This window comes from Streptomyces sp. NPDC058221 (assembly GCF_042882365.1).
GTDB lineage: Bacteria > Actinomycetota > Actinomycetes > Streptomycetales > Streptomycetaceae > Streptomyces.
In genome coordinates this window covers 1-25,354 of record NZ_JBHVWF010000069.1, presented here as the reverse complement: position 1 = coordinate 25,354, position 25,354 = coordinate 1, and the positions used below count along the sequence as shown (strand labels likewise).

Annotated in this window: 23 protein-coding genes; 11 read left to right on the top strand and 12 right to left on the bottom strand. The window is 71.3% G+C overall.

Annotated elements, in window-relative coordinates; all coding sequences use genetic code 11:
* Window positions 1–171: 171 nt before the first annotated feature.
* Window positions 172–765: a hypothetical protein gene (locus ACFVW8_RS21980; protein WP_389692494.1), complete on the bottom strand. Its 594-nt coding sequence runs from the start codon at window positions 763–765 to the stop codon at window positions 172–174.
* Between the two features lie 481 nt (window positions 766–1,246).
* Here ACFVW8_RS21980 and ACFVW8_RS21975 point away from each other — a divergent pair, with 481 nt between their 5' ends.
* Complete coding sequence (locus ACFVW8_RS21975) at window positions 1,247–2,752, top strand: glutamate-cysteine ligase family protein (RefSeq protein WP_389692492.1); 1,506 nt, start codon at window positions 1,247–1,249, stop codon at window positions 2,750–2,752.
* Between the two features lie 67 nt (window positions 2,753–2,819).
* Here the strand turns inward: ACFVW8_RS21975 and ACFVW8_RS21970 are convergent, their stop codons facing one another.
* Complete coding sequence (locus ACFVW8_RS21970; RefSeq protein ID WP_389692490.1) at window positions 2,820–4,607, bottom strand: substrate-binding and VWA domain-containing protein; 1,788 nt, start codon at window positions 4,605–4,607, stop codon at window positions 2,820–2,822.
* A 185-nt stretch (window positions 4,608–4,792) separates the two neighbouring features.
* Here ACFVW8_RS21970 and ACFVW8_RS21965 point away from each other — a divergent pair, with 185 nt between their 5' ends.
* Complete coding sequence (locus ACFVW8_RS21965; protein ID WP_389692518.1) at window positions 4,793–5,572, top strand: CPBP family intramembrane glutamic endopeptidase; 780 nt, start codon at window positions 4,793–4,795, stop codon at window positions 5,570–5,572.
* 73 nt (window positions 5,573–5,645) lie between these two features.
* Here ACFVW8_RS21965 and ACFVW8_RS21960 read toward each other — a convergent pair whose 3' ends face one another.
* Entirely contained in the window at window positions 5,646–6,467 is an 822-nt protein-coding gene (locus ACFVW8_RS21960) for a PhzF family phenazine biosynthesis protein (protein ID WP_389692488.1), read from the bottom strand.
* A gap of 169 nt (window positions 6,468–6,636) precedes the next feature.
* Here ACFVW8_RS21960 and ACFVW8_RS21955 point away from each other — a divergent pair, with 169 nt between their 5' ends.
* Window positions 6,637–7,263, top strand: a complete 627-nt coding sequence (locus tag ACFVW8_RS21955) for a PadR family transcriptional regulator (protein ID WP_389692486.1) — start codon at window positions 6,637–6,639, stop codon at window positions 7,261–7,263.
* Between the two features lie 102 nt (window positions 7,264–7,365).
* Here ACFVW8_RS21955 and ACFVW8_RS21950 read toward each other — a convergent pair whose 3' ends face one another.
* Both ACFVW8_RS21950 and ACFVW8_RS21945 read right to left on the bottom strand, forming a co-directional pair.
* Entirely contained in the window at window positions 7,366–7,797 is a 432-nt protein-coding gene (locus tag ACFVW8_RS21950) for an SRPBCC family protein (RefSeq protein WP_389692484.1), read from the bottom strand.
* 61 nt (window positions 7,798–7,858) lie between these two features.
* Window positions 7,859–8,071 (bottom strand): hypothetical protein, encoded by a 213-nt coding sequence (locus tag ACFVW8_RS21945; RefSeq protein WP_389692482.1) that lies wholly within the window; start codon window positions 8,069–8,071, stop codon window positions 7,859–7,861.
* Between the two features lie 240 nt (window positions 8,072–8,311).
* Between ACFVW8_RS21945 and ACFVW8_RS21940 the strand changes: the two genes are divergently transcribed.
* A complete protein-coding gene (locus ACFVW8_RS21940; protein ID WP_389692480.1) occupies window positions 8,312–8,854 on the top strand; it encodes a Clp protease N-terminal domain-containing protein in 543 nt (180 codons plus the stop codon).
* A 9-nt stretch (window positions 8,855–8,863) separates the two neighbouring features.
* On the opposite strand, the gene ACFVW8_RS21935 is transcribed toward ACFVW8_RS21940, so the two are convergent.
* Complete coding sequence (locus ACFVW8_RS21935) at window positions 8,864–9,439, bottom strand: TetR/AcrR family transcriptional regulator (protein ID WP_389692478.1); 576 nt, start codon at window positions 9,437–9,439, stop codon at window positions 8,864–8,866.
* An 88-nt stretch (window positions 9,440–9,527) separates the two neighbouring features.
* Between ACFVW8_RS21935 and ACFVW8_RS21930 the strand changes: the two genes are divergently transcribed.
* From ACFVW8_RS21930 to ACFVW8_RS21920, 3 genes are all read left to right on the top strand, one after another.
* A complete protein-coding gene (locus ACFVW8_RS21930) occupies window positions 9,528–9,974 on the top strand; it encodes a nuclear transport factor 2 family protein (protein WP_389692476.1) in 447 nt (148 codons plus the stop codon).
* Between the two features lie 133 nt (window positions 9,975–10,107).
* Window positions 10,108–11,112 (top strand): DMT family transporter, encoded by a 1,005-nt coding sequence (locus ACFVW8_RS21925; protein ID WP_389692474.1) that lies wholly within the window; start codon window positions 10,108–10,110, stop codon window positions 11,110–11,112.
* 166 nt (window positions 11,113–11,278) lie between these two features.
* Window positions 11,279–12,235: a DMT family transporter gene (locus ACFVW8_RS21920; RefSeq protein WP_389692472.1), complete on the top strand. Its 957-nt coding sequence runs from the start codon at window positions 11,279–11,281 to the stop codon at window positions 12,233–12,235.
* Between the two features lie 57 nt (window positions 12,236–12,292).
* Here ACFVW8_RS21920 and ACFVW8_RS21915 read toward each other — a convergent pair whose 3' ends face one another.
* Complete coding sequence (locus ACFVW8_RS21915) at window positions 12,293–12,988, bottom strand: pyridoxamine 5'-phosphate oxidase family protein (RefSeq protein WP_389692470.1); 696 nt, start codon at window positions 12,986–12,988, stop codon at window positions 12,293–12,295.
* A 35-nt stretch (window positions 12,989–13,023) separates the two neighbouring features.
* Here ACFVW8_RS21915 and ACFVW8_RS21910 point away from each other — a divergent pair, with 35 nt between their 5' ends.
* On the top strand, window positions 13,024–14,355 hold the full coding sequence (locus tag ACFVW8_RS21910; protein ID WP_389692468.1) for an aminotransferase class I/II-fold pyridoxal phosphate-dependent enzyme: 1,332 nt from the start codon (window positions 13,024–13,026) through the stop codon (window positions 14,353–14,355).
* Here ACFVW8_RS21910 and ACFVW8_RS21905 read toward each other — a convergent pair.
* Window positions 14,346–15,500 carry a DMT family transporter gene (locus ACFVW8_RS21905; protein ID WP_389692466.1) on the bottom strand — a complete coding sequence of 385 codons (1,155 nt, stop codon included), beginning with the start codon at window positions 15,498–15,500 and terminating at the stop codon, window positions 14,346–14,348. The genes ACFVW8_RS21910 and ACFVW8_RS21905 overlap by 10 nt on opposite strands.
* Before the next feature lie 74 nt (window positions 15,501–15,574).
* Here ACFVW8_RS21905 and ACFVW8_RS21900 point away from each other — a divergent pair, with 74 nt between their 5' ends.
* Window positions 15,575–16,495: a LysR family transcriptional regulator gene (locus ACFVW8_RS21900; protein WP_389692464.1), complete on the top strand. Its 921-nt coding sequence runs from the start codon at window positions 15,575–15,577 to the stop codon at window positions 16,493–16,495.
* 99 nt (window positions 16,496–16,594) lie between these two features.
* Here ACFVW8_RS21900 and ACFVW8_RS21895 read toward each other — a convergent pair whose 3' ends face one another.
* A complete protein-coding gene (locus tag ACFVW8_RS21895; RefSeq protein ID WP_389692462.1) occupies window positions 16,595–17,071 on the bottom strand; it encodes a pyridoxamine 5'-phosphate oxidase family protein in 477 nt (158 codons plus the stop codon).
* Window positions 17,072–17,183: 112 nt separating this feature from the next.
* Between ACFVW8_RS21895 and ACFVW8_RS21890 the strand changes: the two genes are divergently transcribed.
* Entirely contained in the window at window positions 17,184–17,867 is a 684-nt protein-coding gene (locus ACFVW8_RS21890) for a cysteine hydrolase (protein ID WP_389692460.1), read from the top strand.
* Here the strand turns inward: ACFVW8_RS21890 and ACFVW8_RS21885 are convergent.
* The 3 genes from ACFVW8_RS21885 to ACFVW8_RS21875 form a co-directional block, all read right to left on the bottom strand.
* Entirely contained in the window at window positions 17,851–18,312 is a 462-nt protein-coding gene (locus ACFVW8_RS21885; RefSeq protein WP_389692458.1) for a Rieske (2Fe-2S) protein, read from the bottom strand. The genes ACFVW8_RS21890 and ACFVW8_RS21885 overlap by 17 nt on opposite strands.
* A 73-nt stretch (window positions 18,313–18,385) precedes the next feature.
* Window positions 18,386–20,551 carry a prolyl oligopeptidase family serine peptidase gene (locus tag ACFVW8_RS21880; protein ID WP_389692456.1) on the bottom strand — a complete coding sequence of 722 codons (2,166 nt, stop codon included), beginning with the start codon at window positions 20,549–20,551 and terminating at the stop codon, window positions 18,386–18,388.
* Window positions 20,552–20,662: 111 nt separating this feature from the next.
* Window positions 20,663–23,659, bottom strand: coding sequence for a BTAD domain-containing putative transcriptional regulator (locus ACFVW8_RS21875; protein WP_389692454.1), 2,997 nt, complete (start codon window positions 23,657–23,659; stop codon window positions 20,663–20,665).
* Between the two features lie 258 nt (window positions 23,660–23,917).
* On the opposite strand from ACFVW8_RS21875, the gene ACFVW8_RS21870 reads away from it, so the two are divergent.
* Complete coding sequence (locus tag ACFVW8_RS21870) at window positions 23,918–25,225, top strand: MFS transporter (RefSeq protein WP_389692452.1); 1,308 nt, start codon at window positions 23,918–23,920, stop codon at window positions 25,223–25,225.
* Window positions 25,226–25,354 lie beyond the last annotated feature (129 nt).

Below are 25,354 nucleotides of genomic sequence, written 5' to 3'. Positions count from 1 at the left end.
TCTCATGACGCATCACCCGGCCGGACGGTTCAACGTAACTGCCCTGTCACTTCGGGTGGTTCGGGGTGGCCGAATGGGGCTAGTCCGGATGGGTGGGGAGGCGCCCCCGCGCACTGTGCCCCGCCACCGATTCCGGTGGCGGGGCACAGTGAAGTGGGGGGCGGCCGGGGCTCAGGCCGGGGAGCCGAGCAGGGGGCCGGGGCCGGGCGTGATGCGGGTGGTGATCACGGGAAGCAGATCGGAGACCCGGTGCGGCCGGTGTGCCGCGATGCCCGGTGGGGCGGGAGCCAGCGGTACCAGCAGATCGGCCGGGGCGGGGGACCCGACGGACGCGTCGGCCTCGGTGTCCTCGTGGAGCCACAGCGCCAGCATGTACAGCTCGGGAATGGACAGCAGCCTGGGCTGGTACTGCGTGCTCGCCGCCTCCGCCTGGCGCAGAGCGAGTTCGGTCGAGGCGATGTAGGGACCCTCGAAGAAGTGGGAGAAGGTCCAGCCGTCGGGGGTGAGCATGGTGTCCGCCGCGGCGATTGCCCGGTCCGCGCCGCGGATCTGGAAGCGCCAGGCGGCGAGCCGGGTGGTGGGCGTGAGCCCGCCCGGTCCGATGCGGTCCAGTACATGGACGGGAAGCGGGTGTTCGGGGCTCAGAGGTCCCTGGACGGACCGCAGGGCGGGGGTACGGGCCTCGCGGACCGCGGTGGGTGAGCCGAGCGCCGCGAGTACGCTTCGCAGCGCGGGCGCGGGAGCCGGAGGAACATGCAGCGGCATAGTGGGTCGCCTCTCACTTCGGAGACACGGTGGAGCGTGGGCGGGTGCAGACGGCGCTGTCGGCGTGCGGGGCCAGAGGAGGCCGGTGACTGAGCCGGTGCGTCAACTCTCTGCCTCGTCCGCGGAGTTTATACGACACGTGTTCACGCGGTGATTCCACTAGCTGCCACGACTATTGCCGGCAAGACGGTATCCGGACTTAATTATGCGGAGATTATGCTGATTCGGTGCGAGCGGCGCAGCCACCGCCTCGGGTTTTTCCTGTGACGCGGTAGGCTGAAACGCATCGGTGCTTTCCCTGCGCGCCGACGACGGAAACCGTCACTGCGTCATGCCGAGTGAATGTGCCACGGGGCTGTGGCCCTCAGATTAGCTGGTGCTCGCCGTCCGCGGGGCGTTATGGATCACCCCGTCTGGGCATTATCGATCGTGATGCGAGCGGCCTGGGCCGCGGGCTGCCCACTCGAGGAGGGACACTTCGATGGGGGAGAAGGTCGTCGCGGGCGCCTTTGACCTGTCCGACCGGCAGAGGTACCGGCTCAAGCTCCATCAGTGCCTGGAGGGGCTGGGGAGGCTCCTGGCGGAGCGCCGGTTCGACCGGCCGCGCAACCTCATGGGCATGGAGATCGAGCTGAATCTGGCCGGCTCCGACGGTATGCCGAAGATGTTGAACGGACAGGTTCTGGAGCGCATCGCGAGCCGGGATTTCCAGACGGAACTCGGGATGTTCAATCTGGAAGTGAACATTGTTCCCCATCATCTGTCCGGCCGTGTTCTCGATCAGCTGGCCGAGGAGTTGCGCACCGGTCTCGGATATGCCGACCGGAAGGCCGGCGAGGTCGATGCCGGGATCATGATGATCGGAATACTGCCCACGGTAGGCAGTGCGGACATGGTCCGGGCGAACATCTCCGACGTGGACCGCTACGCCTTGCTGAACGACCAAATGGTGGCGGCACGGGGCGAGGATTTTTCCCTCGATATCGAAGGCGTGGAGCGATTGGTCTGCGCCTCGGGTTCGATCACACCGGAGGCCGCCTGCACGTCCGTCCAGCTGCATCTGCAGGTGACCCCGGACCGGTTCTCGGACGTGTGGAACGCCGCTCAGGCCGTTGCCGCGGTCCAGGTGGCCCTGGGGGCCAATTCGCCCTTCCTGTTCGGCAGGGAGCTGTGGCGCGAGTCGCGTCCGCCGCTGTTCCAGCAGGCCACCGACACCAGGCCGCCCGAACTGCAGAACCAGGGGGTGCGCCCCCGGACCTGGTTCGGGGAGCGGTGGATCGGTTCGGCGTATGAGCTCTTCGAGGAGAACGTGCGCTACTTCCCGCCGCTCCTGCCCATCTGCGACGAGGAGGACCCGCTGCGGATCCTCGACGAGGGCGGGGTGCCCGGGCTGGCGGAACTCAATCTGCACAACGGCACGGTCTATCGGTGGAACCGGCCGGTGTACGGGCTGTCGGACGGCGTCCCGCACCTCCGGGTGGAGAACCGGGTGCTGCCCGCCGGGCCGACCGTCGCCGATGTCATCGCCAACGCCGCGCTCTACTACGGCCTTGTACGGGCCCTCGCCGGGGAGCCGCGTCCGGTGTGGACCAGGATGCCGTTCGCCGCCGCGGCCGAGAACTTCGACACCGCCTGCCGCCAGGGCATCGAGGCCGAACTGCTCTGGCCCCGGCCCGGCCGCTCCGGCGGGCTGACCCGGGTGCCCGCCGCCAAGCTCGTCCGGGACGAACTGCTGCCGCTGGCTGCCGCGGGGCTCGACGGGTGGAACATCGCCCCTGCGGACCGCGACCACTACCTCGGCATCATCGAGGAGCGCTGCAAGCGGCGGACGAACGGCGCGTCCTGGCAGGTGGACACCTACCACCGGGCGCGGGAGACCGGGCTGGGGCGGGACGCCGCGCTCGCCGCCATGACCCGCCGGTACGGCGAGCTGATGCAGGCAGGTGAGCCCGTGCACAGCTGGCCGGTGGGCGCCCCGGGGCAGTGAGCGGCCGACGGCCGGGCGCTGCCGGGCTCCCCGTCGGCCGCGCACGCTCCCGCGCGTCGTCCGGGTGCTACTCCTGTCCGGTGCGGCCGTTCTGTCCGGCGGTCATGACGGCCTGCAGGATGACCGCCTGGATCTGGGCCGGGTCGTTGACCTGGTAGCCACCGCCGCCGGTCACCTTGGCTATCGCGTTCACCTCTTCGCGGTCGGCATCGGGGCCGACCGCGATGGCCAGCAGCGGAACCGGGCGCTCCGGGTCCGCGATCCGCTTGAGCTCCGCGATCAGGGCGCTGCGCGAGATGGACTGGTCGTCCTGGTTCGAACCGTCGGTGAGGATCACCACGGCGTTGAACTTGCCCTTCACATACGTGCGCTGCGCCTCCTTGTAGGCGGCCAGCGCGGTGTCGTACAACCCGGTCGCGCCGTCAGGCACGGGCTGCAGGGCCGAGAACGCCGCGGAGAGCTTCTCGCGGTGGGTGCCGCCACCCTTTGCCTTGTCCCCGAGGCGGCTGGTCGCCACCAGCCGGCGGTAGTCCTTGTCGCCGTCGAGCCGGGTGGCGAACTCCCAGAGGCCGATCTCGTCGTTCGGGGTGAACTGGTTGAGGGCCTGGATCAGTGACGCCTTGGTGACGTCCATCCGGGACTGGTTGCGGCCCGGCACGATCGTGGCCATCGATCCCGAGGCGTCGACGACCGTGGTGAGGCGCGCGCTCTGGACGGTGATCGTCCACATGCCGAGCGTCTCCTGAAGCGTCTCGTCGGAGGGCGCGGTGGCCGTGGAGGTGGCGTACGGCTGGGGCGACTTGCCGCCCGCCGAGGCAACGAGCTTCTCGCCCGCCGTACCGTCGGTGGTCCGGAAGCCGTGCTCCTCCAGAGTGCGCTGGGCGCTCTCGTCGGACAGCAGAGTCATGAACCGCAGCGCCGCCCGGCTCTTGTCGGTGCTCAGCTTGTCCTCGTTGACCAGGGCGAACGGGTAGTCGAGCAGCGGGGTGCCGTCCTTGGGGTAGAAGAGATCCAGCTTCCCGGCCCCGGACGACTCGGCATTGTGTGCGAAGGCGGCCTGCTCGGAGAGGAGCACCGCCTGGTTGCGGGCGGGATTGCCCTCCTCGGCACCCGAGTCGTCCCCGGCCAGCGTGCCGAGCACCTGGGTGTCGCTGTCGGACATCCGCTGGGCGAGGAGTTTGGCGGTGGCCGCGACCCTGGTGTCGCTGTCGCCGCCCTGCTTGTCGGAGGATGCGCCGATGCTGGTGAGTGCCAGCAGGCCGGTGGCGCTGCGCGCCGGGTCGGCGGAGCCCAGACGTACCTTGTCGGCCTCCATCGCCGCGGCCGTCAACTCGGCCCAGGAGTACTTCTTCTTGGGCCAGCCGAGGCTCTTGGCCGCGGAAGGCACCATGGCCAGGGCCACCGGTGAGGAGGCCACGGAATCGCCCGGTGTGATCGGAATGGCGTCGCCGGTACCCTTCGCGCGGCTCAGCCAGAGATCGGAATCCGGCAGCCACATCTGGTAGTCCGGCGTGCTGGTACCGCCGGCGAGCGCGTCCGCGACCTTGTACGAGTCACGGGCCACCACCTTGACATCGACGCAGTGGCCGTCGGATCTCAGATCGTCCTTGCGCGCCTTGTCGGCGATATCACGCACGGCGGGGGCGATGTCGGGGGAGGCCACCATGGACAGGTGCACCGAGGAGTCCTCGCAGGACTTCGAGAAGGACAGCAGGCCGCCCTGGGCTGCTACCGCGGCTCCCGCCGCCACGGCGAGGACGAGCATGGTGGCGATGGCCACGGTACGACGGCGGCTCGATGGACGGTCCCCGCTTCCGTCCGTCGGGTAGTCGTCGGGCAAGCTGTGACGTCCCATGTCGGTGGTGCCCCTCCTTGAGGATGAACAAGGAAAAGGGGGACCACACCATCGGCAAATGGTGCTCGTCCCCCGGCCTGTCGCGCATGATCTTCGTACCTGCATTCGAGACCCTAGCGGGGTGGGGAGCGGCGTGGGACGTGAATGCACAACTCAAGGCAGGTGTACAGGTGGAGGCGGGGCGCGTGGCTGATTCTTATCCTCAGGAGGCCGTGTCACGACGGATCTTGCGGTCCGAAACGGTGTTGGTGCTGGCCCTCTCGCTGGGAGCCAGTGGGTTGTCTGCCCTGATCAGTTTTGTCGGATCACTGACGAAACCAGGGGGTTTGAAGGATCAGGCGGCGACGCTCAACAGCTCGTACGCGCCGGGGCGTCCCTGGCTGGATCTCGCCTGGCAGCTCTTCGGGATCGCGACGGCGCTGGTGCCCGTCGCGCTGGTGGCCCATCTGTTGATCCGGGAGGGAACGGGCTTGCGGGTGATCGGTTTCGACCGGACCAGGCCCGGGCCGGACCTGGGGCGCGGCGTGCTGGTGGCGGCGGGCATCGGCAGTGCCGGACTGGCCTTCTACCTGGTGGCGCGGGCCGCCGGATTCAATCTCACGGTCGTCCCCGAGTCGCTGCCCGACGTGTGGTGGAAGTTTCCGGTCCTGATCCTTTCGGCGGTCCAGAACTCCGTGCTGGAGGAAGTGATCGTCGTCGGTTATCTGCTGCGCCGGCTGGGGCAGTTGGGGTGGACCCCGATGGCGGCCCTGCTGGCCAGTTCGGTGCTGCGTGGCTCGTACCACCTGTACCAGGGGGTCGGCGGGTTCCTCGGCAACATGGTGATGGGGATCGTCTTCGTGCTGCTGTACCGCCGCTGGCAGCGGGTGGGTCCGCTGGTCGCCGCGCACGCACTGCTCGATATCGGGGCGTTCGTCGGCTACGCGCTGCTGGCCGGGAAGGTGGGCTGGCTGCCCACCCCGTGAGCGGGCGCGGCGGCCGGGGAGGGAGTGGGCGGAGTGATCCGTCCGCTCCCTCCCGCTGTTGGGTCCCGTCTCGTCAGAGGGCGGTGAGCAGTTCCCCGTCCAGTACCGTCACCGCGCTGCCGGTCAGCAGGGTGCGCTCGCCGGCCAGTGTGGTGCGGACCAGCCCGGACCGGACCGAGGCCTGCAGACCGGTGAGCTCGTCCCGTCCGAGCCGCGCCGACCAGAACGGCGCCAGCGCGGTGTGGGCACTGCCTGTGACCGGGTCCTCGTCGATGCCCACGGCGGGGAAGAAGCCGCGGGAGACGAAGTCGTAGCCACAGCCGGGGTCGGCAGCGGCGGCGGTGGCGATGACGCCGCGACGTGAATGGGCCTTCAGAGCCGCGAGGTCCGGGGTGAGCCCCCGGACGGTCGACTCGTCGGCCAGTTCCACGAGCAGGTCGCCGACGTGCGGGCCCGTGTCGTGCACGGACACCGGCTCCGTGCCCAGTGCGGCCGCCAGCCCCTCGGGCGCGACTTCGGCGGTCAGTGGGGCGGTGGGGAAGTCGAGCGTGAGCGAGCCGTCCGGGTGCGCGGTCGAGGTGAGGGTCCCGCACAGGGTGGTGAAACGCACCGTGCCGCTCGCCGTGCCGGTGGTGTGCAGGACGTGGGCGGTGGCGAGAGTGGCGTGGCCGCACATCTCGACCTCAGTGGCCGGGGTGAACCAGCGCAGTGCCCAGTCGGCGTCGCCGCCGGGCGGCAGCGGGTGTGCGAACGCGGTCTCGGACAGATTCAGCTCCGCCGCCACCTGTTGGAGCCGGCGGTCGTCGGGGAAGCCGTCGGGGCCGAGCAGGAGGACGCCTGCGGGGTTGCCGTAGAAGGGGCGGTCGGTGAACGCGTCGACGATTCGGATCCTCATGCCGCGACCGTAGGTGGGCCGCGATGCCGCAGGCCAAGGCCAATTCCGCATCTGTGGACCGCGGACTCTCGGCAAGGGGTTTGTCAAGCGACCGGTTCCGATATATCGTTGACGCATCGCGACAGATCAACGATAGGAGTCGCGACGGATCGATGTGAGAAGGAGTGCAGTGATGCGACACGGACATGAGCACGGACACGGACATGGACAAGGCCCCTGTGGGCCCGGTGAGCGTGGGCGGGGTGACTTCGAGGGGCGCCGGGCGGCCTTCGGCCAGTTCGGCCCGCCGTTCGGCGGCGGTCCCTTCGGCGGAGGCCCCTTCGGTGGCGGACGCGGTCGGGGCGGCGGCCGGGGAAGGGCGCGACGCGGTGACGTGCGCGCCTCGATCCTGGCCCTGCTGAAGGACCGGGCGATGCATGGCTACGAGATGATCCAGGAGATCGGTGAGCGCAGCGGCGGGGCCTGGCGGCCCAGCCCCGGCTCGGTGTACCCGACCCTTCAGCTCCTGGAGGACGAGGGCCTGATCGTCAGCGCCAGCGAGGGCGGCAAGAAGCTGTTCACGCTGACCGACGCCGGCCGCACCGAGGCGGAGTCGGGCCCCGACGCGCCCTGGGAGGAAGCCGGTCGCGGTGTCGACTGGGAAGGGGTGAACGAGATCCGGCAGGCCGGTTTCGGTCTGATGGAGGCGTTCGGCCAGGTCTGGAAGACCGGTTCGGCCGATCAGCGCGAGAAGGCGCTCGCGGTCATCAACGACACCCGTAAGAAGCTCTATCTGATTCTCGCCGACGAGCACTGAGCCGGCCGGTGAGGAGACGCAGGAGTGCTACGCCGAAAGGCCCCGCGGAAGTCCCGCGGGGCCTTTTCGGCGCCCGGGTGCGGGCGGCCGGTCCGCCGGATCTCAGGCGACGATCAGTCCGTCCAGCTTGCGCAGGGACTCGATGAGGGCGGCGGTGGCCGAATCCTTGAGCTTGCCGGCCATCAGGGAGACCGCCGCTCCCGTGAACTCGCCGTCGATGCGGACCGTGGTGGCGTCCCCGTCCGGTGTCAGCGCGTAGCGCATCTTGAGGTTGACACCCATCGGGCCCTTCCCGGTGGTCGTCAGCAGGCGGCCGTCCTCCAGCTCGGAGATCGTCCAGTTGACCTCGGCCGGGAACCCCATGAGCTTCATGTTCTCCTCGTAGGTGCCCGCGAGCTCCAGTGCGGCCGGGCCGCCCTTGGGGAAGCTCGTGTGGGTGGCGTTCCACTCCCCGTACGTGCTGAAGTCGGTCAGCTGGGCCCAGACCTTCCCGGCCGGTGCCTCGATGCGCGCCTCTGCACTGACTTCGGCCATGCGACCACCCCTTCTCGACGGGTTCCGGTGTCGCGGAACGTAGCCGCAGCGGCGGGAACATTCAATACTGATGAAGTGTCAGATCTGCGGGCTCCGTCCCGGCCCGCCAGATCCGGGCCGAGTCGAAACGGTCGGAGGCACGCGGATGCGGTCCGTCGTCGTGGCAGTGGAACGCCGCCCAGAAGAGGTCCGCGGGCAGCGCGTCACGGGGTGCGTGGACCCGGTAGACGTAATCTCGGCCGTCGAGTCCGGGCAGGGCGACCAGCCAGCTCACCTCCGCCCCTCCCGCCGCCGCAACAGTGCTCCGGGCTGTGGGACGTGCGACGGCAGGCTTCCGGTTGCTTCGGGAGCGCGTGGCAAGGCGGCGCGCGCCCATTTCCGGGATCGGAGCCCGGAACGGCTCGATCTCATCCGTAAGGAGGAGGAGTCGCGCTTCTGTGCCCAACTCGGGTGGGATGTGTCAATGGGCCTCACCGGGGACGTTCCGGCCCCTCCGGCCTGATGAGGTGGAACTGTGCAGAACTGGACGCCGCGGATTCCTCAGCAACCCGCACCGAACCACCGAGCCGAGACCGATGCCGGACTCACCGCGGAGCTGGCCGCCGTGGTGACAGGTGCGCGACGGCGCGCGCTGCGTGATGGCGACCAGCAGATCGACACGGCCCACCTGCTGCATTCCCTGATCGAGTCCGACCCCGAGGTCCGCACCGCCTTCGACGGCGGACCGCAGCTCGCCCGGGTGCTCGGCTACCTCGTTCAGCGCAGCATCGGCTATGGGCTCCGCTGGCAGGGTGCTGTCGAGGACTCCGGAGCGATTCCGGTCGTGTCGGGGGCGCCGGACGCGGGAGTGGAGGGCTGGTCGCCCTCCGCCGCTTCCGTGATGGAGGAGGCGCACCGGCGCGCGGGGCTCCGCGGTCAGGCACGGGCGGGCGGTCTCGATCTGCTCGCCGCGCTGGCCGCGGACCGGCAGTGCCGGGCCGTCGAGGTGCTGGAGCGGGCAGGCGTCGACACGGTGCTGCTCGCTGACCGGATCGGCGAGGCCTCCGGCCGGGGCTGACCGCCGGGCTCAGTCCGGCGGCCGGGTGAGAGCGGCGAGCGCCGGACGGAGCAGGGCGTCGATGCGGCCGGCGGGGGCATCCCGCAGGGCCTCGAGCCCCAGCAGTTGATGGCCGATGGTGACGCCCACCATCGTGGTGACGATCAGCGCGGCACGCAGCTCCGCGTCCTGGCCGTCCCCGTCCGCCGGCAGTGCGCCGCCGATGCCGGAGATCTGCCTGCCGAGCGTCTCGCGCGCGTGGTCGGCCGAGGCCGGGTCCGTGAGCATGGAGCGCAGCATTGCCAGTGTGCTGTCGGGCATGCCGCCCAGCTTGACGCCCAGGGTGGCCAGCAGCTGATCCAGGAGTGCCTCGCCGTCCTGCGCCGCCTGTGGTGCCGGAGGCGCCTGCACGGCCTGGGTGAAGAGCCCGCGCTTTGAACCGAAGTACTGCATCACCAGGGCCGGATCGACGTCGGCCGTGGCCGCCACCGCTCTGATGGTGGTGCGGTCGAAGCCCTTGGCCGCGAACTGCTCCCGGGCACAGTCGAGAATGCGGGCCTCGGTGGCTCGCCTGCGATCGGCGCGGGAGACGGGGCGACTGGTCACGGGGGTGACTCTACAACTGTTGACCGAAGTCGGAGATGGCTCGTATGGTGATTCACTCAACAGGTGTTGAGTGAATGGAGTGATGTCCATGAAGGCTTCGCACGCATCCGTCTCTCCCGGGCCCCGCTCGGTGCTGGACCGGTATCACCAGGCCATGAAAGACAAGTCGGCGGACGATCTGGCCGATCTGTACACCGTGGACGCGGTGCACGAGTTCCCTTTCGCCGCTCCCGGCTTTCCCTCGCACTTCGCGGGCCGTGAGGAGGTCCGGTCCGGTTACCGGGCGGCCTGGGGTGCCAGCCCCCTCCAGGTGGTCGACATCAGGGACGTGGTCGTCCACGGGGACACGGATCACGGCACGGTGGTCGCCGGGCACGTGGTCGTGGTGGAGTCCGCCGGGGGCGTGCGGGCCCTCGTCCCGGGGCTGCTGATCATCGACGTCAGGGACGGGCTGATCACGCGGGTCCGTGACTACATGGACGCGCAGGCCGTGGCGCGTGCGGGCGCGTCGATCGCCGGGGAGCCGGTCGCGTAGGCCGACCGGAGCCGCGTATCGCCCTCATGCTCCACCGGGATGTGTGCGTCAGGGGCGGGAGGGATATCGGAGTGTTACCTGCGTCAGGTGTCACCAGGGTGACGCTCCTGACGCCGGCTGTCATGATGTGCCGATGCACGCGTCTCAGGGGAGAAGCGCCGGCCTGGGACTCGCCCTCGCCTCGGCCTTCGCATTCGGCGGTTCCGGCGTGGCGGCCAAGCCACTGATCGAGGCGGGTCTCGACCCGCTCCATGTGGTGTGGCTCCGGGTGGCGGGCGCCGCTCTCGTCATGCTGCCCGTGGCCTGGCGCCACCGCGCTCTGGTGCGCAGCCGGCCCGTGCTGCTGCTGGGGTTCGGCCTGCTCGCCGTCGCGGGCGTCCAGGCCTGCTACTTCGCGGCGATCTCCCGCATCCCGGTCGGTGTCGCGCTGTTGGTCGAATACCTTGCGCCGGCCCTCGTCCTCGGCTGGGTGCGCTTCGTTCAGCGCCGGCCGGTGACCCGGGCGGCCGCCGTCGGCGTGGTCCTGGCGGTGGGCGGACTGGCGTGCGTGGTCGAGGTGTGGTCTGGGCTGAGCTTCGACGTCGTCGGACTGCTGCTCGCCCTCGGCGCGGCCTGCTGTCAGGTCGGCTACTTCGTCCTCTCCGATCAGGGCAGCGGTGAGCGGGCGGCGGGCGCGGAACCTCCGCACCCGGTGGGTGTCATCGCCTACGGGCTGCTGATCGGCGCCGCCGTCCTGACCGTGGTGGCCCGGCCATGGGGCATGGAATGGTCCCTGCTCGGCGGCGACACCACGATGAACGGCACGGATGTGCCCGCCTGGCTGCTGCTCGTCTGGATCGTGCTGCTCGCCACCGTGATCGCGTACGTCACCGGTGTGATCTCGGTGCGACTGCTGTCCCCGGCGGTCGCGGGCGTGGTCGCCTGTCTGGAAGCGGTCATCGCGACCGTGCTCGCGTGGGTGCTGCTCGGAGAACATCTGGCGGCCGCGCAGCTCATTGGCGGCTTCCTGGTGCTGTTCGGTGCTTTCATCGCGCAGTCGTCGACACCGAAGGCGCCGTCGGGACCTGTCGCTGCGGGGCCGGGCGGTGAGCCGGCCGGGGCCGAGGGGGAGTTGTCCGCCGGCCGCGCCGCCCCGTAGGGTCACGATCATGCAGCTGACCGTACTTCCGCCGCCCGCCGTCTAGCGCGGGCGGCCACATCTGACGAAGACCGGGCTCGGGCAGTCCCCGAGCGGTTCGTCGCTGCCCGCGTGCGGAGCCGAGCGACCACCTTCCCGTCTTCCTTGGATTCCTTGGAGAAGTCACGTGTCGAATCCTGCTTCCGGCCTGTCCGTCGGGCGGAGCCTGTGCTATCTGATCATCGCCGGAGTGGCCTGGGGTACCGCCGGTGCCGCCGCCTCACTGATCTTCGAGGCCAGTGATCTCGGTCCTCTCGCGCTGTCGTTCTGGCGCTGTGCGGGCGGCCTCGTCCTCCTGCTCGGCGCGCAGGCGCTCCGGCCCGCACGGCCGGCCGCGGCTGCCGAACCCCGTCGTCGCCGACTGGTGCGCATCGTCGGCACCGGCGTGGGGCTCACCGTCTTCCAGACCGCGTACTTCGCGGCGGTCCAGGTCACCGGCCTCGCGGTCGGGACCGTCGTCACCCTGGGGGCGGGGCCCGTCCTCATCGCCGTCGGCGCCCGGCTGACGATGGGCGAGCGGCTGGGAGGCGGCGGGATCGCCGCCGTGGCGGGCGCGCTGGCCGGGCTCGCCGTGCTGGTGCTCGGCGGCGACGCCGGTACGGTACGGCCGGCCGGCATCGCCCTGGCCCTGCTCTCCGCCGCCGGCTACGCCGGGATCACCCTGCTGACCCGTTGGCTCGGCCGTGGCGGTGGCGGTACGGACGCACTGGCCACCAGTGCCTGGGCGTTCGCCATCGCGGCGGCCGTACTGCTGCCGTTGGCCGCAGCTGAGGGGGTCGTGCCGCAGACCACGCACACGGCACAGGTGGTGACCCTCCTCGTGTACGTGGCGGCGATCCCGACCGCGCTCGCCTACGCGCTCTACTTCGCCGGGGCGGCGGTGGTGCGCGCCGCCACAGTGTCGGTGATCATGCTGCTCGAACCGGTGAGTGCGGCGGTCATCGCCGTCGTGGTGCTCCGCGAACAGCTCACCGCGGCCACCGTCGCCGGGACCCTGTTGCTGCTCACGGCCGTGGCAGGGCTGGCCGTGGCCGAGACGCGCGGCGCCGCGAACGCCCGCCGGGAGGCGGCGGTCCGGGCCTGACCGGCGGAAGGCGGGTCCGCTCCTTCGCCGGATGCGGGCCCGCCGTGCCGGGGTGACTCAGAGCGCCTTCAGGTAGTCGGGGACGGCGATGGCGGGATCGAGGTCGGCCGCGGGGACCGGGGCGGCGTAGCCGTGGGTGAGCGGGACGACGCCCGTCCAGTGGGGCAGCGTGAGGTCCTCGGGCTCGTCGTTGGGGTCTCCGGTGCGGACCTTCGCCGACACCTCCCGCAGATCCAGCCGGAGCACCGCGGTCGCCGCCAGCTCCTTCTCGTCGGCCGGCCGTGAATCCTGCGAGCGGCCCGGAACGACCTGTTCCACGATCGCGTCGAGAGCGGCGCGCCGCTCCTCCGGGTCGGTCACCGCGTATGCGACGCCATGGACCACCACGGAGCGGTAGTTGAGCGAATGATGGAAGGCGGAACGGGCCAGCACCAGTCCATCGACATGCGTCACCGTCAGGCACACGTCGAGGCCCGTGGGACTGCCGCCCGCCGTCCGTAGAGGGCGGGATCCGGTGGAGCCGTGCACGTAGAGCCGCTCGCCCACACGGCCGAAGAGAGTCGGCAGGACGACGGGGGCCCCGTCGCGGACGAAGCCGAGATGACAGACATAGGCCTCGTCGAGTATCGAGTGGACCTGTTCGCGGTCGTACGAGGCCCGTTCCCGGGAGCGGGTCGGTACCGTGCGCGCGGTCGGTTCGTAAACGGCTGCGGCGTCCGGGCCCGTGGTCTGCGGCGATTGGGTGTCCGGCATTGCGTACTCCATTGCACTAGTGCATACTGTTGTTTGTGCTAGGAGAGTATCGGATCAGCGGACGGCGTGCATCGGACATTGCCGCCAGCGTGGAGCGGGGGGTCGGCTCGGGGGAGCTGGCTCCCGGCCAAGTGCTGCCACCTATGCGGGATTTGGCGGCTCGGCTGGAGGTGAATCCCAATACGGTGGCGGCCGCGTACCGCACCCTGCGTGAGCGCGGGGTGATCGAGACGGCCGGGCGTCGCGGCAGCCGGGTGCGGCCGCGCCCGGCGAGTACCGCACGCGGATCGCTGCGGATCGAGGCGCCGCCAGGGGTGCGGGATCTGGGGCAGGGGAATCCGGATCCGGCGCTGCTGCCCGCGCTGGGCGAGGCGTTCGCAGCGGTCACCGAGGCCTACGCACAGGCGCCCGGGATGTACGCGGAGGCGGCCGTGGACCCCGAGTTCGCCGCGCTCGCGCGAGGCGCGTTCGACGCCGACGGTGTTCCTGCCGGACCGGTGATCGCCACCTCGGGATCGCTCGACGCGATCGAGCGGGTGCTGGCCGCCCATCTCAGACCCGGTGACGCGGTCGCGGTCGAGGACCCCGGCTGGGGGAGCCTGCTGGATCTTGTGTCGGCGCTGGGTATGCGCCCGGTCCCCGTGGCGCTCGACGACGACGGGCCGCTGCCGGACGCTCTCGAAGCGGCGCTGAACGCAGGCGCCCGCGCGGTCGTCGTCACCGGCCGGGCGCAGAATCCGACCGGAGCCGCGATCGGCGCCGGGCGCGCGGCCGAACTCCGGGCGGTGCTCGCGGGGCACCGGGGCGTGCTGCTGATCGAGGACGACCACGGGCATGCCATCGTCGATCTGCCGCTGCACACCCTGGCCGGCGCCACGGACTGCTGGGCGGTCGTGCGGTCGGTGGCCAAGGCGTACGGGCCGGATCTGCGCGTTGCCGTTCTGACGGGCGACGCGGTCACGGCCGACCGGGTGGCGGGGCGGCAGCAGCTGGGGCCCGGCTGGGTCAGCCGGCTGCTGCAGCGGGCGATGGTTCATCTGTGGACCTCGGGCGCCGTGGATGTGCGGGAGGTCTCCCGGGCGTACGCGCATCGCCGGGACGCGCTCGTGCGGGCACTGGAGGCCCGGGGCGTCGAGGCGCACGGCCGGAGCGGGATGAACGTGTGGGTCCCGGTGAGTGACGAGACCGGCGCCGTGGCGCGGCTGCTGCACGCGGGCTGGGCGGTGGCGCCAGGGGCCCGGTTCCGGATGTCGGCTCCCCAGGGGATCCGGATCACCGTGTCGCCCGTCGAGGACGCGGACATCGGGCCGCTGGCGGACGCGGTGGCGGCGGCAGCCGGGCCCGCCAGGCCGCTGAGTTACGGCTGAGCCGGGTCGGCCCCGCGCCGCGTCGCACTGCCGTCGAGCCGGACCGTGGCGTCGAACTGCCCGACTCCGTGCGGCCGCCGGGGATTACCGGACAGCGCTGGGCGGTGGACGAGGGCAGGCGTCGGTGGGGCGGCTGCCCCGGCCGTCCGGGGTCTGCTCTGGGTCAGCGCGGCCCCCGCCAGCACCACGAGGGCGCCGGCCGGGGTGTTCCAGCCGAGCTGTTCGCCGAGCACGGTGACTCCGGCGGCGGCGGCGATGACCGGGATGAAGTAGGTGACCATCTGGGCGGTCGTCGGGCCGACCTCGGTGACCAGCCCGTACTGGAGGAGTACGGCGAGTCCGGTGCCGAGCGCCCCCAGGGCGATCACGGCCAGCGTCGGCACGAGCGGGAATCCCGCCGGGGCCGAGGTGAACAGCGGCGTCACCAGCGCGAGCTGTACGGTGCCCAGGAAGAGCTGGCTGCCCGTGAGCGCGAGGGTCGACGAACCACTGCCCGCCAGCATCCGGCGGACGTAGATCCAGCCGACCGGATAGCTGAGCGAAGCCAACAGTGCCATCGCCGTGCCGGTGAAGTCCAGGCCGGAGAAGCCCTGCCAGGCGCCCAGCACGGTGAGTACGCCGAGGAAGCCGAGCCCGAGGCCGGCGACCCGGCGGCGGGTCGGCCGGTCCTCGGAGAGTGCGACCAGAGACAGTGCCATGCCCCACAGCGGTGAGGTCGCGTTGCAGATACCGGCCAGCGTCGAGGGGATGGTCAGTTCGGCATACGCGAACAGTGAGAACGGCAGCGCGTTGAGGAAGAACGCGGCGACGGACAGATGGCCCCAGGTGCGGGCGGTGCGCGGAAGTCGCTCCCGCTTCACCACCATGGCCACGGCCAGCACCGCCGTGCCCGACAGCAGCCGGCCGAGGGTGACCTGGAACGGGGCGTACCCGTGGGTGCCGACCTTGATCAGGAGAAAGCTGAATCCCCAGATGAGCGACAGCCCCACGAAACGCAGCCGCCAGTCCAGTGCCGCGCGGCGGACGGGGCCGGGGCCCGTGGGGGAGCCGGACGGTGCGGTGGCCGCCCCGGGTGCGGGCCGGGCTGTCGGCTCGGGCGGCCCGGCGGTTGCCGAGGGGGTGGGCGGTGCGGGCAGTGCGCTCATGAGCTCCACGATGGCGAACGCAATCTCTTAGCACAAGTGAGAGTTTGTACGGCAGTCCGCGTAGCATTGCTTACATGTTGAATCTGGAGCGCCTGCGCACCCTGGATGCCCTCGCCCGGCTCGGCTCGGTGAGCGGCGCCGCCGAGGGTCTGCACGTCACGACATCGGCAGTCTCCCAGCAGATGGCCAAGCTGGAGCGCGAGGTGGGCCAGCAACTGCTCGCCAAGTACGGCCGCGGGGTCCGGCTCACCGACGCGGGACAGTTGCTGGCGGACCATGCTGCCCGGATCCTCTCCCAGGTCGAGCTCGCCCAGTCCGACATCGAGGCCCAGCGGGGTGAGGTGGTGGGTGAGATCCGGGTGGGTGCGTTCCCCACCGCGGCGCGCGGGCTCTTCCCGTCGGCCCTGCTCGCCCTGCGCGCCGATCACCCCGAACTGCGGGTGCGCACCCGGGAGCTGGAGGCCGAGGCCGGAATCCATGCCGTGTTCAGAGGTGATCTCGACCTCGCGGTGGTGCTGGACTGGAGCAACAAGCGGCTGCCGGTGCCGGGAGGCCTGTCCACGGCTCAACTGCTGGACGACGCACCGGACATCGCGATGCCGGCCGGGCATCCCCTCGCGGACCGGGCCGAGGTGGACCTGGAGGACTTCGCCGCCGACGACTGGGTCTCCTGGCCGGAGGGTGAATTCTGTTACGAGTGGCTGATGTTCACCTTGCGCTCCAAGGGGATCGAACCGCGTATCGCCCACCTCGCGGGCGAGCACCACACTCAACTCGCCCTGATTGCGGCCGGGATGGGGGTCTGTGTGGCACCCCGGCTGGGGCGCGGACCGGTGCCGGGCGGGGTGCGGCTGGTGCCGGTACGGCAGAAGATGCGGCGCCATGTCCATGCGGTGTGGCGGGCGGACGCGGACCGCCGGCCGTCGATCAGGGCGGCGGTCGCAGCGCTCAAGGAGGCGGGCCGGCGGCTGGACGATCCGTTGGAGGAGAGGTAGGGGCAGCGGTGTGCCGCCGGTGGCCGGGGCGCAGCTTCGGCCCGCCCCACTCGCAGCAATGCCCGCCGCCCCGCCTTCCGCCGTACTCCCGTCCGGCCGTCAGATGCCCGGCAGAGCAGCCAGTTTGCTGAAGTTCCAGGAGGTGACGGCGTCCGGGGTGAGTCGCAGCCATGCGTGCCGGCCGTCGTGCGGCATCACCTCCATGCCGAAGTACTTCGCCGCGAACAGCTGCTCGGGCGCGGCGAGTTCCGGGCAGGGCTCTCCGGTGCGCGGTGCCTCGCCGACGAACACCGCGTCACCGGAGAGCTCGATGCCGCGGAGCTCGCCGTACTCCACCCCGTCGTCCACGACCACGGCGAGCTTCGGGTCGCGGGTCAGCTGCGACCAGCGCAGGCTCCGGGTGATCGAGTAGAGCCACAGCGAGGTGCCGTCCCAGCAGAACCAGAGCGCCCCGATGTGGGGGCGGCCGTCTGCGCCCACGGTGGCCACCCGGCAGGTGCGCTGCTCCGTGAGGTAGATGTCGCGTTCCTCGTCCGTCATCATGATCCGGCGGCCCCGTCGCTGAATGACGGCCATGGGAAGCCCCCTCCTGATAGCTGACTGTGTGTCAGGAATCATGGAGCCTCTTCCCTCATCGCGCAATGGACGTTAGCCTCGCGCGCCCGTTCCGTCGTCGAAAGGGACCCGCGTGCCGTCCAGGGAACAGCTCGCCGAGCAGACCGATCCGGCCTCCACCGTCCTGCTGACCGTGGAGTGCCAGCAGGGCGTGGTGGGGCCCGGCAGCGCGCTGCCCGAACTGGCCAAGGAGGCCAGGTCCTCGGGGGCGCTGCACAACGTGGCCCGGCTGGTCGCCGCCGCCCACGAGGCCGGTGTGCAGGTACTGCACGCCGTGGCCGAACGCCGCCCCGACGGCCGCGGTGCCAACCGCAACGCCCGGCTCTTCCGCGCCGCCGGACGGCTGCCCGTGCAGCAGCACTCCGGCACCACGGCGGTACGGATCGCCGAGCCGATCGAGGTCGCCGACGAGGACCTCGTCGTGCGCAGACTGCACGGGTTGTCGCCCATCGCGGGCACGGACGTGGACGCGCTGCTCCGGAACCTCGGCTGCCGCACGCTCGTCGTCACGGGAGTGTCGGCCAACGTGGCCATTCCCAACGCGGTGTTCGACGCGGTGAACCTCGGCTACACGGCGGTGGTTCTGTCGGACGCCATCGCGGGGGTGCCTGCCGACTACACCCCCGCGATGATCCGCAACACCCTTGCCCTGGTCGCCACAGTCGCCACCACGGACGATCTGCTCGGCTGCTGGCTGAGCGGGCGCCGCCGGGGCGCCGACGACGGCGCGACGACAGGTGCTAGGAAGCGAGGCTGATCGAGTCGCCCTCGACCTTGATCGGGGTGGCGGGCAGCGGCTCGGTGGCGGGGCCCGCCTTCACATCGCCCGTCGCCACATCGAACTTGCTGCCGTGACAGGGGCAGTTGATGGTGCCGTCCGCGACGCTCGACACCGCGCAGCCCATGTGGGTGCACTTCGACGAGAACGCCTTGAACTCTCCGGCCGCGGGCTGCGTCACGACGACTCCCTGGTCGGTGAAGATCTTGCCGCCGCCCTCCGGGATGTCGGTGGTCTTCGCGAGGACGGCGCCCCCGCCCCCGGCCCCGCTGTCACCGGTCTGCTCGACCGAACCGGCGCCGGAACCGGCGTCCCCCTTCGAAGCGCCGCACGCCGTGAGTACGGCAGTCACGGAGACCGCGCCGGCCGCTGTGAAGACGCTCCGGCGTCCGGGACGGGCCTCGTGGTCCTGCGATGTGCTCATGCTGGCTTTCCCTTCCACGGTGTACTTGGCTCCGAGGCTTCGTCCAGGGGCACGCGCAGCCGGCACCCCGTGTTCAAAGCCCCAGGGACTTCCTCAGGAAGTCCCGCTCCAGCAGCAACAGATTGCTCGCCGTCTCCTCCTGGCTGACCAGATGGCCCGCGCCCGTGAGAGGCAGCACCGTATGCGGCCGGCCGGCGGCCAGCAGCGCTGCGGAGAACCGCAGCGTGTGAGCCACGGCCACATTGTCATCGGCAAGACCGTGCACCAGCATGAGCGGCCGGGTCAGTGCCCCGGCCTCGTCCAGGAGAGAATTGCGGGTGTAGTTCTCCGGAAACACATCCGGGTGGCCGAGGAACCGTTCCTCCCAATGGGTGTCGTAGAGCCGCCGGTCGAGCGAGGCCGCACCCGCGACGGCGGCGTGGAAGACCTCCGGGTGGCGCAGCACGGCTGCCGCCGCCAGATAGCCGCTGAAGGACCAGCCCCGCATCGCCACCCGCGTGAGGTCCAGATCGGGGTGGAGCGCGGCCGCCGCGTGCAGCGCCTCGATCTGGTCCTCCAGCACGACCGTGAGACGGTCGCCGTGCACCGATTTCTCCCAGGTCTCACCGCGTCCCGGCGTGCCCCGTCCGTCGGTCACCAGGACCGCGAAGCCCTGCTCGGCGAACCACTGGGCGACGGCGGCCCACCAGGCCCGCGCCTTCAGGACGATCTGCATGCCGTGGCCCGCGTAGGGACTGAGCAGCACCGGCAGCGGACCGGCACCCGGCCTGTGCCACGAGGGCAGGTAGAGCCTGCTGCGCAGTTCGCGCCTGCCGAGGACCAGGGGCAGCGGGCACGGGGCGACGAGCGGTTCCTCCGCCAGGACCGCGATCCGGCCCACCGGTACACCGTCGCGCAGCACCGCCACGGTGTGACCGTCCGGAGTCCTGCTGTCGAGCACCACCGTCGGACCGCCGGCCGTTGCCGTGTGCACACCGGGTGCGTCGCTGACGCGGACGAAGCCCTCCTCCGGTGCGTCGGGCGCGTACGACCAGACGTGGATCTCGGTCGGCTCCTCGCCCGCGGTGAAGTACACCCGCCCGTCCGCGACGCCGACCACCTCCCGGACCTCGAGCCCGGGAGGTGTGGAGGTGCCCGCGATGTCCAGCCCCTGGCTGTCACCGCCCGGCCGGGCCGTGACGACGAGCGCGCCGGGGCCGAGACGCAGCGGGGTGCCCGGCCGCAGCGACACCCAGGCGGAGTCGTGCGTCCGGTGCGACGTCCGGGTGTCGCCCGACCGCTCGTCCACCTCCAGTACATGGACGGACCGCTGGTCACGTGTCTGTACCGAGACCAGCGGCCCGCATGCGTCCCAGCCCGCCGACACCACGTACTCGAACCTCCGGTCCGTCCAGGCCCCTTCGGGGTGCCCCTCGCCGGCGGACGAGGGCAGCCGGACGTCGGTCCGTTCTCCGGACACCCGGACCAGATGCAGCGACACCTCGGCGTTCGGCGTGCCGGCGGCCGGGTACGGCACCACCCGGGGCGGCCGCTCCGGGTCCGCCGGATCGCTGATGTAGCGGCGCCTGACCCCGGCCGTGTCCACCCGGGCCACCAGCAGGGCATCGCTCCCCGGTGACCACCAGTACCCGCGCGAGCGGCCGATCGACTCCTGCGACACGTAGTCGGACAGCCCGTACGTGACCTGCTCGCCGTCCGGCCCGGCAAGCAGGCGGCCGGCTGTTCCGTCGGCCCGCACGGTGTACAGCCCGCCGCCGGACACGTATGCGATCAGGGTGCCGTCGGGCGACGGGCGCGGATCCACGACCGGTCCGGCCGTGGGGATCCGGCGCGGCGCCCCGCCGTCGGTGCGCACCGTCCAGAGCGTGCCCTGCAGCGCGAAGGCCACAAGCAGTCCGGCGGCGTCCGTGGCGTAGGAGACCACGCCCGACGAGGTCTCCCTGGCCCGCTCCCGCCGTGCCAGTTCCGCCGGTGGCACCTCCGCCTCCGCCTCGTCCGCGAACCCGGGCCCGAGAGGGTCGGCGAGCATCCGCTCCGCCCCGTTCTCGTGCAGCCAGAGGCGGCTCACCGGGTCGGTGCCCGACATGCCGCGTACGAACAGCACGCGCTCGCCGTCGGGGGAGACAGTGAGCTGCCGGGGCACTCCCAGGGAGAAGCGCCGGGTGCGGGCGAACTGCAGTGGGAAGCGCTCGGAGGCGGCTGCGCGGGCATCGGCCGTTGCGTCGACGGGAGAAGTCATCCCGACACGATGACAGGTCGAAATCGGCCGGATCATTCGGCACCCGGTCCCGCACCGGAGCCATGGTGCGGGGCGCGGCGCCGTCCCGGCCGCGGGGACTGCGGTCGGCCGTCAGCCGCGACGGCGGCCCTCCGGCACACCCAGTCCGGCGAAGAGCTTCTCGGCCTCCTCGCGGTACCCGGCGGCGTCCGGTGCGTCAGCGAGGGCATCGGCCATGCCCGTCAGGGCGTAGGCCTCCTCGATGCGATAGCCGAGGGACGAGGAGAGTTCATGGGCGTGGGTGTGCAGTGCCAGCGCCGCAGCCGGGTCGCCCTGCCGGCGGCGCAGCCGGCCCACCACGTTCTCCACCTTGGCCCGGCGCAGCGGCGAGGAGTTGGCGCGCATCATGCCGAGGGCGGTCTCCGCCCGGTCCGGGTCCCGGGCCGGTCTGCCCAGCAGGTGGTCCACCTCGGCGGACAGCGCCAGGGTCAGGGCGAGGTTCGCCTCGTTGCCCGAGTCCCCGTACAGCGCGCGGGCCTCCTCCAGGCAGCGGTCGGCCTCCTCGTAGGCGCCCAGACCGACATGGGCGAAGGCGAGGTCGGTGAGGGTGCCGGGCAGCCCCTCGTGCTGTCCCAGCAGGCGGCTCAGTCCGGCCGACCGCATGGCCGCGTCCCGCGCCTCCTCGTACCGTCCCCACTGTTCGTACAGTGTGCTGAGGATGGTCAGGCTCTCGGCCTCCGCGCGCGGCATGCCCAGGTCCTGCTCGTGCGAGATCGCCGTCTCCATATGGCCGAGCGCCGCGGGGAAGTCGCCGAGCAGGCTGTTGAACTGGCCGAGGATGCTCTCGCTGTGGGCCCGGGTATGCGGATCGCCGAGCCGGACCGCGGCATCCCGGCTCTCCCGGGCCGCTTCGAGCCCCTCGGTGAGACGGCCCAGCTTCCAGCACGCGACACCCAGATTGGCGAGGCTCACCCCCAGCAGCGCCGGATCCCGCAACCGGCGCGCGGCGGCCACCGCGACCCGGCTCAGCTCGCCGAACTCCTCCAGGAGACCCAGGTCGTTGAGGTGGAAGACGAGATTGCGGGACAGGCACACCACGAAGCGGTCATGGCCCCGGCGCTCGGCGAGCGTGACGGCCGCGAGGAGCGCCGGCTGCTCGCGCAGGAACCACTGGCGGGCTCGCTCGGCGGTGACGAGGCCGGGCAGTTCGGCCGTGGAGGGCGGGATACCGGTGCTGCGCCGGCGCCGCCCGGAGTAGAGGAGATCGCACGCCACCTCGGTGGCGCTCAGGTAGTAACCCAGCAGCCGCTCCACCGCACCGGACTCCCCGGCGGACTCGGCGAGCAGCCTCTGCGCGAAGCTGCGGACCAGGTCGTGGAAGGTGTAGAGGCCGATCTCCGGCTGCTGCACGAGATGGACGTCGAGCAGCATCTCCAGCAGGTCCTCCGCATGGCGGGCGCTGGTGCCGAGCAGCGCGCCGGCGGCGTGGATGTCCATGTCGCTGCCCGGGTGGAGCGCCAGCGTCGAGAACGCGTTGCGGCATTCCTCGTCCAGTGCCCGGTACGACAGGCGCAGGGTGGCGGCGACGCTCCGGGCGCCCGAGCTGAGCTCGTCGAGTCTCCGGGTCTCGTCGCGCAGCCGCTCGGCCAGGTACTGGAGCGTCCAGCGAGGGCGGTTGCGCAGGCGCGCGGTGGCGATCCGCAGGGCGAGGGGGAGGTGGCCGCAGAGCCGGGTGAGCTCGGCGGCCGCCTCGGGCTCGGCGGCGACACGCCCGGTGCCGAGCGTCTCGGCCAGCAGCATCGCACTGTCCTGGGGCGGCATCACCCCGATGGAGATCCACCGGGCGCCGTCCAGATCCACCAGGCGGGCCCGGCTGGTGACCACGATCAGGCAGCCGGGCGAGGAGGGCAGCAGCGGGCGCACCGCGGCGGCGTCGGCCGCGTCGTCGAGGAGAATCAGCAGTCGCTTGCCGACCAGGGTGGCGCGCCACAGGGCGCTGCGGGCGGGCACGTCGTCGGGGATCAGACTGCCGGGGACACCGAGCACCCGCAGCAGGCTGTCGAGCGCCGTGCCCGCGGTCACCGGCCGGTCGCCCGGCGTGTATCCGCGCAGGTCCATGTGGAGTTGGCCGTCCGGGTACCCGGGTGCGAGCCGGTGCGCCGCCCGCACCGCGAGCGAGGTCTTGCCGCAGCCGCCCATGCCGTCGATGGCCACGATCCGAGGGCCCCGTTCATTGCCGTCCTCGGCGGCACGGAGGATCTCGGTCAGTTCCCGGTCACGTCCGGTGAAGTCCGCGAGGTCGTACGGGAGAGTGAGCGGGGGCCCGGCGGGCAGTACGACGGGCTCGGCCGCCGGTTCCGGTCCGGCCAGCTCGGGGCTGTCCCGGAGGATTCCCTCGTACAGTCCGGTGAGACGGGAGCCGGGACCGATCCCGAGTTCCTCGGCGAGGAGCCCGCGCACCCTGCCGTACTCCTCAAGGGCCTCGGCCTGCCGGCCGCACCGGTAGAGGGCGATCATCAACTGCCCGCGCAGGGACTCCCGCAAGGGGTGCTGCTGGGCCAGCTCGCGCAGCTCGACGACGAGTTCGGTGTCCTCGCCGAGGCCGAGGCGGAGTTCGAAGAGCTGTTCCGCCGCGGTCAGCCTGCGCTCCTCCAGGGAGATGGACGCGGCGGCGATGACCGGACCGCCGCCCCCCGACAGAACCGGCCCCCGCCACAGGGCGAGGGCACCGCGCAACATCCCGGCGGCTTCGCCCGTGCGGCCCTCGGACGCGGTGAGCTTCGCCTTCCGTATGAGGGCGCCGAACTCGGTCAGATCGACAGCGCATTGTTCGGCGGCCACGCGATAGCCGGGCCCGTCGGTGAGCAGGACACGGGCGCCCCCCGGTATCCGCCTTCGGAGATCTGCGACCGCCTTGCGCACCTGGTGCGGTGCCGTCGGCGGCGGCTCTTCGTCCCAGGCCGCTTCGACGAGCCGGGACACCGGAAGTACCCTTCCGGGCTCCAGGAGCAGAGTCGCCAGAACTCGCTCCTGGATGACTCCGCCGAGCCGGAGCCGCGTCCCGTCCGACCACGCCTCTATCGGGCCAAGAATGTTGAAGCGCAGGTGAATTGCTTCTTCCGCTGCCACGCATCCTCCCCCTCGGACCTGCCCAGCCGCAGCGCTCCAGGCGCGAGGCGATGGTAGCCCGCCCGGCACAAGGAAGCCGTGGGATCGCATCGGGAAGGTTCCGGGAACGGCTTGATGGAGGCTGTTCACCGGCGACCCGCTGGAGACCGAGGAGACCATGGTGAATGCCCGCCCCGCACCTGTACGTGACGCTCTGCCACGGAATGCGGGGAGACCCGGCATCCTCTTGGCCCCGGCCGCGCTCAGGTCCGTGACGCCATGAGCGCCGGACTGACCGAGCGCGCCCCCGAAACGGGCCACGAACCGCCGCCGAGCAGCGGGCTGCTCCGCCACCGCGACTTCCGGCTGCTGTGGCTGGGCGAGACGACCAACCGCGTCGGCATCAGCATCACCGGTGTCGGCATGCCCCTGGTGGCCGTGGTGGAGCTCGACGCGAGCACCCTCTCGGTGAGTCTGCTGGCTGCCGCGTCCTGGCTGCCCTGGCTGCTGATCGGCCTGCCGGCCGGCGCCTGGGTGGACCGGATGCGGCGCCGGCCGATCATGCAGATCTGCAACCTGGTCCCGCTCGTGCTCCTGGCCAGCGTTCCGGTCGCGGGCCGGCTCGGGATCCTGACGATGACCCAGCTGCTGCTCGTGGCGCTGATCAACGGCTTCGCCGCCGTCTTCTTCGGGATCTCGTACAAGGTCTACGTGCCCTCGGTCGTCGATCCCAAGGACCTCCAGGAGGCCAACGCCAAGCTCCAGGGCAGCGAGTCGGTCGCCCAGGTCGCGGGGCTGGGCGGAGGCGGTCTGCTGGCCCAGGCGTTCGGCGCCGCCTCCGGTCTCCTCGTCAACTCGGCGACGTTCCTCGTGGCCGCGCTGTGCCTCTCCGGTATCCGCAGCAAGGAGCCGCTCCCGGAGGAGCCCCCCGAACGCCGCGCACTGCGGCAGGACATCAAAGAGGGACTCCGGTTCACCTTCGAGGACCCCTACCTGCGCATCCTGACGCTGTACGGCACCGCCACCAACCTGCTGCTCACTGCTGAGGCGGCGATCCTGCCGGTCTTCATCATCCGTGAACTCCGGGTGCCCGAAGGGGCCACCGGCTGGCTCCTCGCGTCCAGCAGCGTCGGCGGAATCCTCGGGGCCACCACCGCGAAACACCTGATCGCACGGTTCGGTTCAGCCCGCGCGCTGCTGGTCACCACGGTCCTCAGCGCCCCGTTCGCCCTGCTGGTCCCGCTGACAGGGACGGGCTGGACGCTGTCCGCTCTGGCGGTCGGGAGCGCAGTCCTCTCGCTCGGAGTCGTGCTCGCCAACGTGATCCAGGGAGCGTTCCGCCAGCGCTACTGTCCGCCCCGGCTGCTCGGCCGGGTCTCGGCCAGTATCTCCGTCGCGAACTTCGGCTCCATTCCCTTCGGTTCCCTGCTCGGCGGGGTGCTCGGCACCGCCCTGGGACTACGGCCGGCCCTGTGGCTGCTCACCGCGGGACTCGCCCTGACCCCGCTGCTCCTCCTGATCGGGCCGCTGCGCCGGATGCGGGACCTTCCGGTCGCACCGGCCGCGCGGTGCGACGGACCCGCCTGACGCTCCCGTGCGAGCAGGAGAGACCGGGGCGAACACCATGGTGACGGGCGTGCTCCGGCCCCGGACGCAGTGCTGTCCGGGGGCGCACCCCCACCCCTGGCTCAGCCCGACACCAATAGACGAACACCA

What these genes read in the sequence shown, in the direction of transcription:
- ACFVW8_RS21975 (WP_389692492.1), top strand. Translation starts at nt 1,247, where the DNA reads ATGGGGGAGAAGGTCGTCGCGGGCGCCTTTGACCTGTCCGACCGGCAG.
- ACFVW8_RS21900 (WP_389692464.1), top strand. Translation starts at nt 15,575, where the DNA reads ATGTTGAATCTGGAGCGCCTGCGCACCCTGGATGCCCTCGCCCGGCTC.
- ACFVW8_RS21895 (WP_389692462.1), bottom strand. Translation starts at nt 17,071, where the DNA reads ATGGCCGTCATTCAGCGACGGGGCCGCCGGATCATGATGACGGACGAG.
- ACFVW8_RS21905 (WP_389692466.1), bottom strand. Translation starts at nt 15,500, where the DNA reads ATGAGCGCACTGCCCGCACCGCCCACCCCCTCGGCAACCGCCGGGCCG.
- ACFVW8_RS21925 (WP_389692474.1), top strand. Translation starts at nt 10,108, where the DNA reads ATGCACGCGTCTCAGGGGAGAAGCGCCGGCCTGGGACTCGCCCTCGCC.
- ACFVW8_RS21970 (WP_389692490.1), bottom strand. Translation starts at nt 4,607, where the DNA reads ATGGGACGTCACAGCTTGCCCGACGACTACCCGACGGACGGAAGCGGG.
- ACFVW8_RS21960 (WP_389692488.1), bottom strand. Translation starts at nt 6,467, where the DNA reads ATGAGGATCCGAATCGTCGACGCGTTCACCGACCGCCCCTTCTACGGC.
- ACFVW8_RS21980 (WP_389692494.1), bottom strand. Translation starts at nt 765, where the DNA reads ATGCCGCTGCATGTTCCTCCGGCTCCCGCGCCCGCGCTGCGAAGCGTA.
- ACFVW8_RS21950 (WP_389692484.1), bottom strand. Translation starts at nt 7,797, where the DNA reads ATGGCCGAAGTCAGTGCAGAGGCGCGCATCGAGGCACCGGCCGGGAAG.
- ACFVW8_RS21870 (WP_389692452.1), top strand. Translation starts at nt 23,918, where the DNA reads ATGAGCGCCGGACTGACCGAGCGCGCCCCCGAAACGGGCCACGAACCG.
- ACFVW8_RS21885 (WP_389692458.1), bottom strand. Translation starts at nt 18,312, where the DNA reads ATGAGCACATCGCAGGACCACGAGGCCCGTCCCGGACGCCGGAGCGTC.
- ACFVW8_RS21930 (WP_389692476.1), top strand. Translation starts at nt 9,528, where the DNA reads ATGAAGGCTTCGCACGCATCCGTCTCTCCCGGGCCCCGCTCGGTGCTG.
- ACFVW8_RS21880 (WP_389692456.1), bottom strand. Translation starts at nt 20,551, where the DNA reads ATGACTTCTCCCGTCGACGCAACGGCCGATGCCCGCGCAGCCGCCTCC.
- ACFVW8_RS21915 (WP_389692470.1), bottom strand. Translation starts at nt 12,988, where the DNA reads ATGCCGGACACCCAATCGCCGCAGACCACGGGCCCGGACGCCGCAGCC.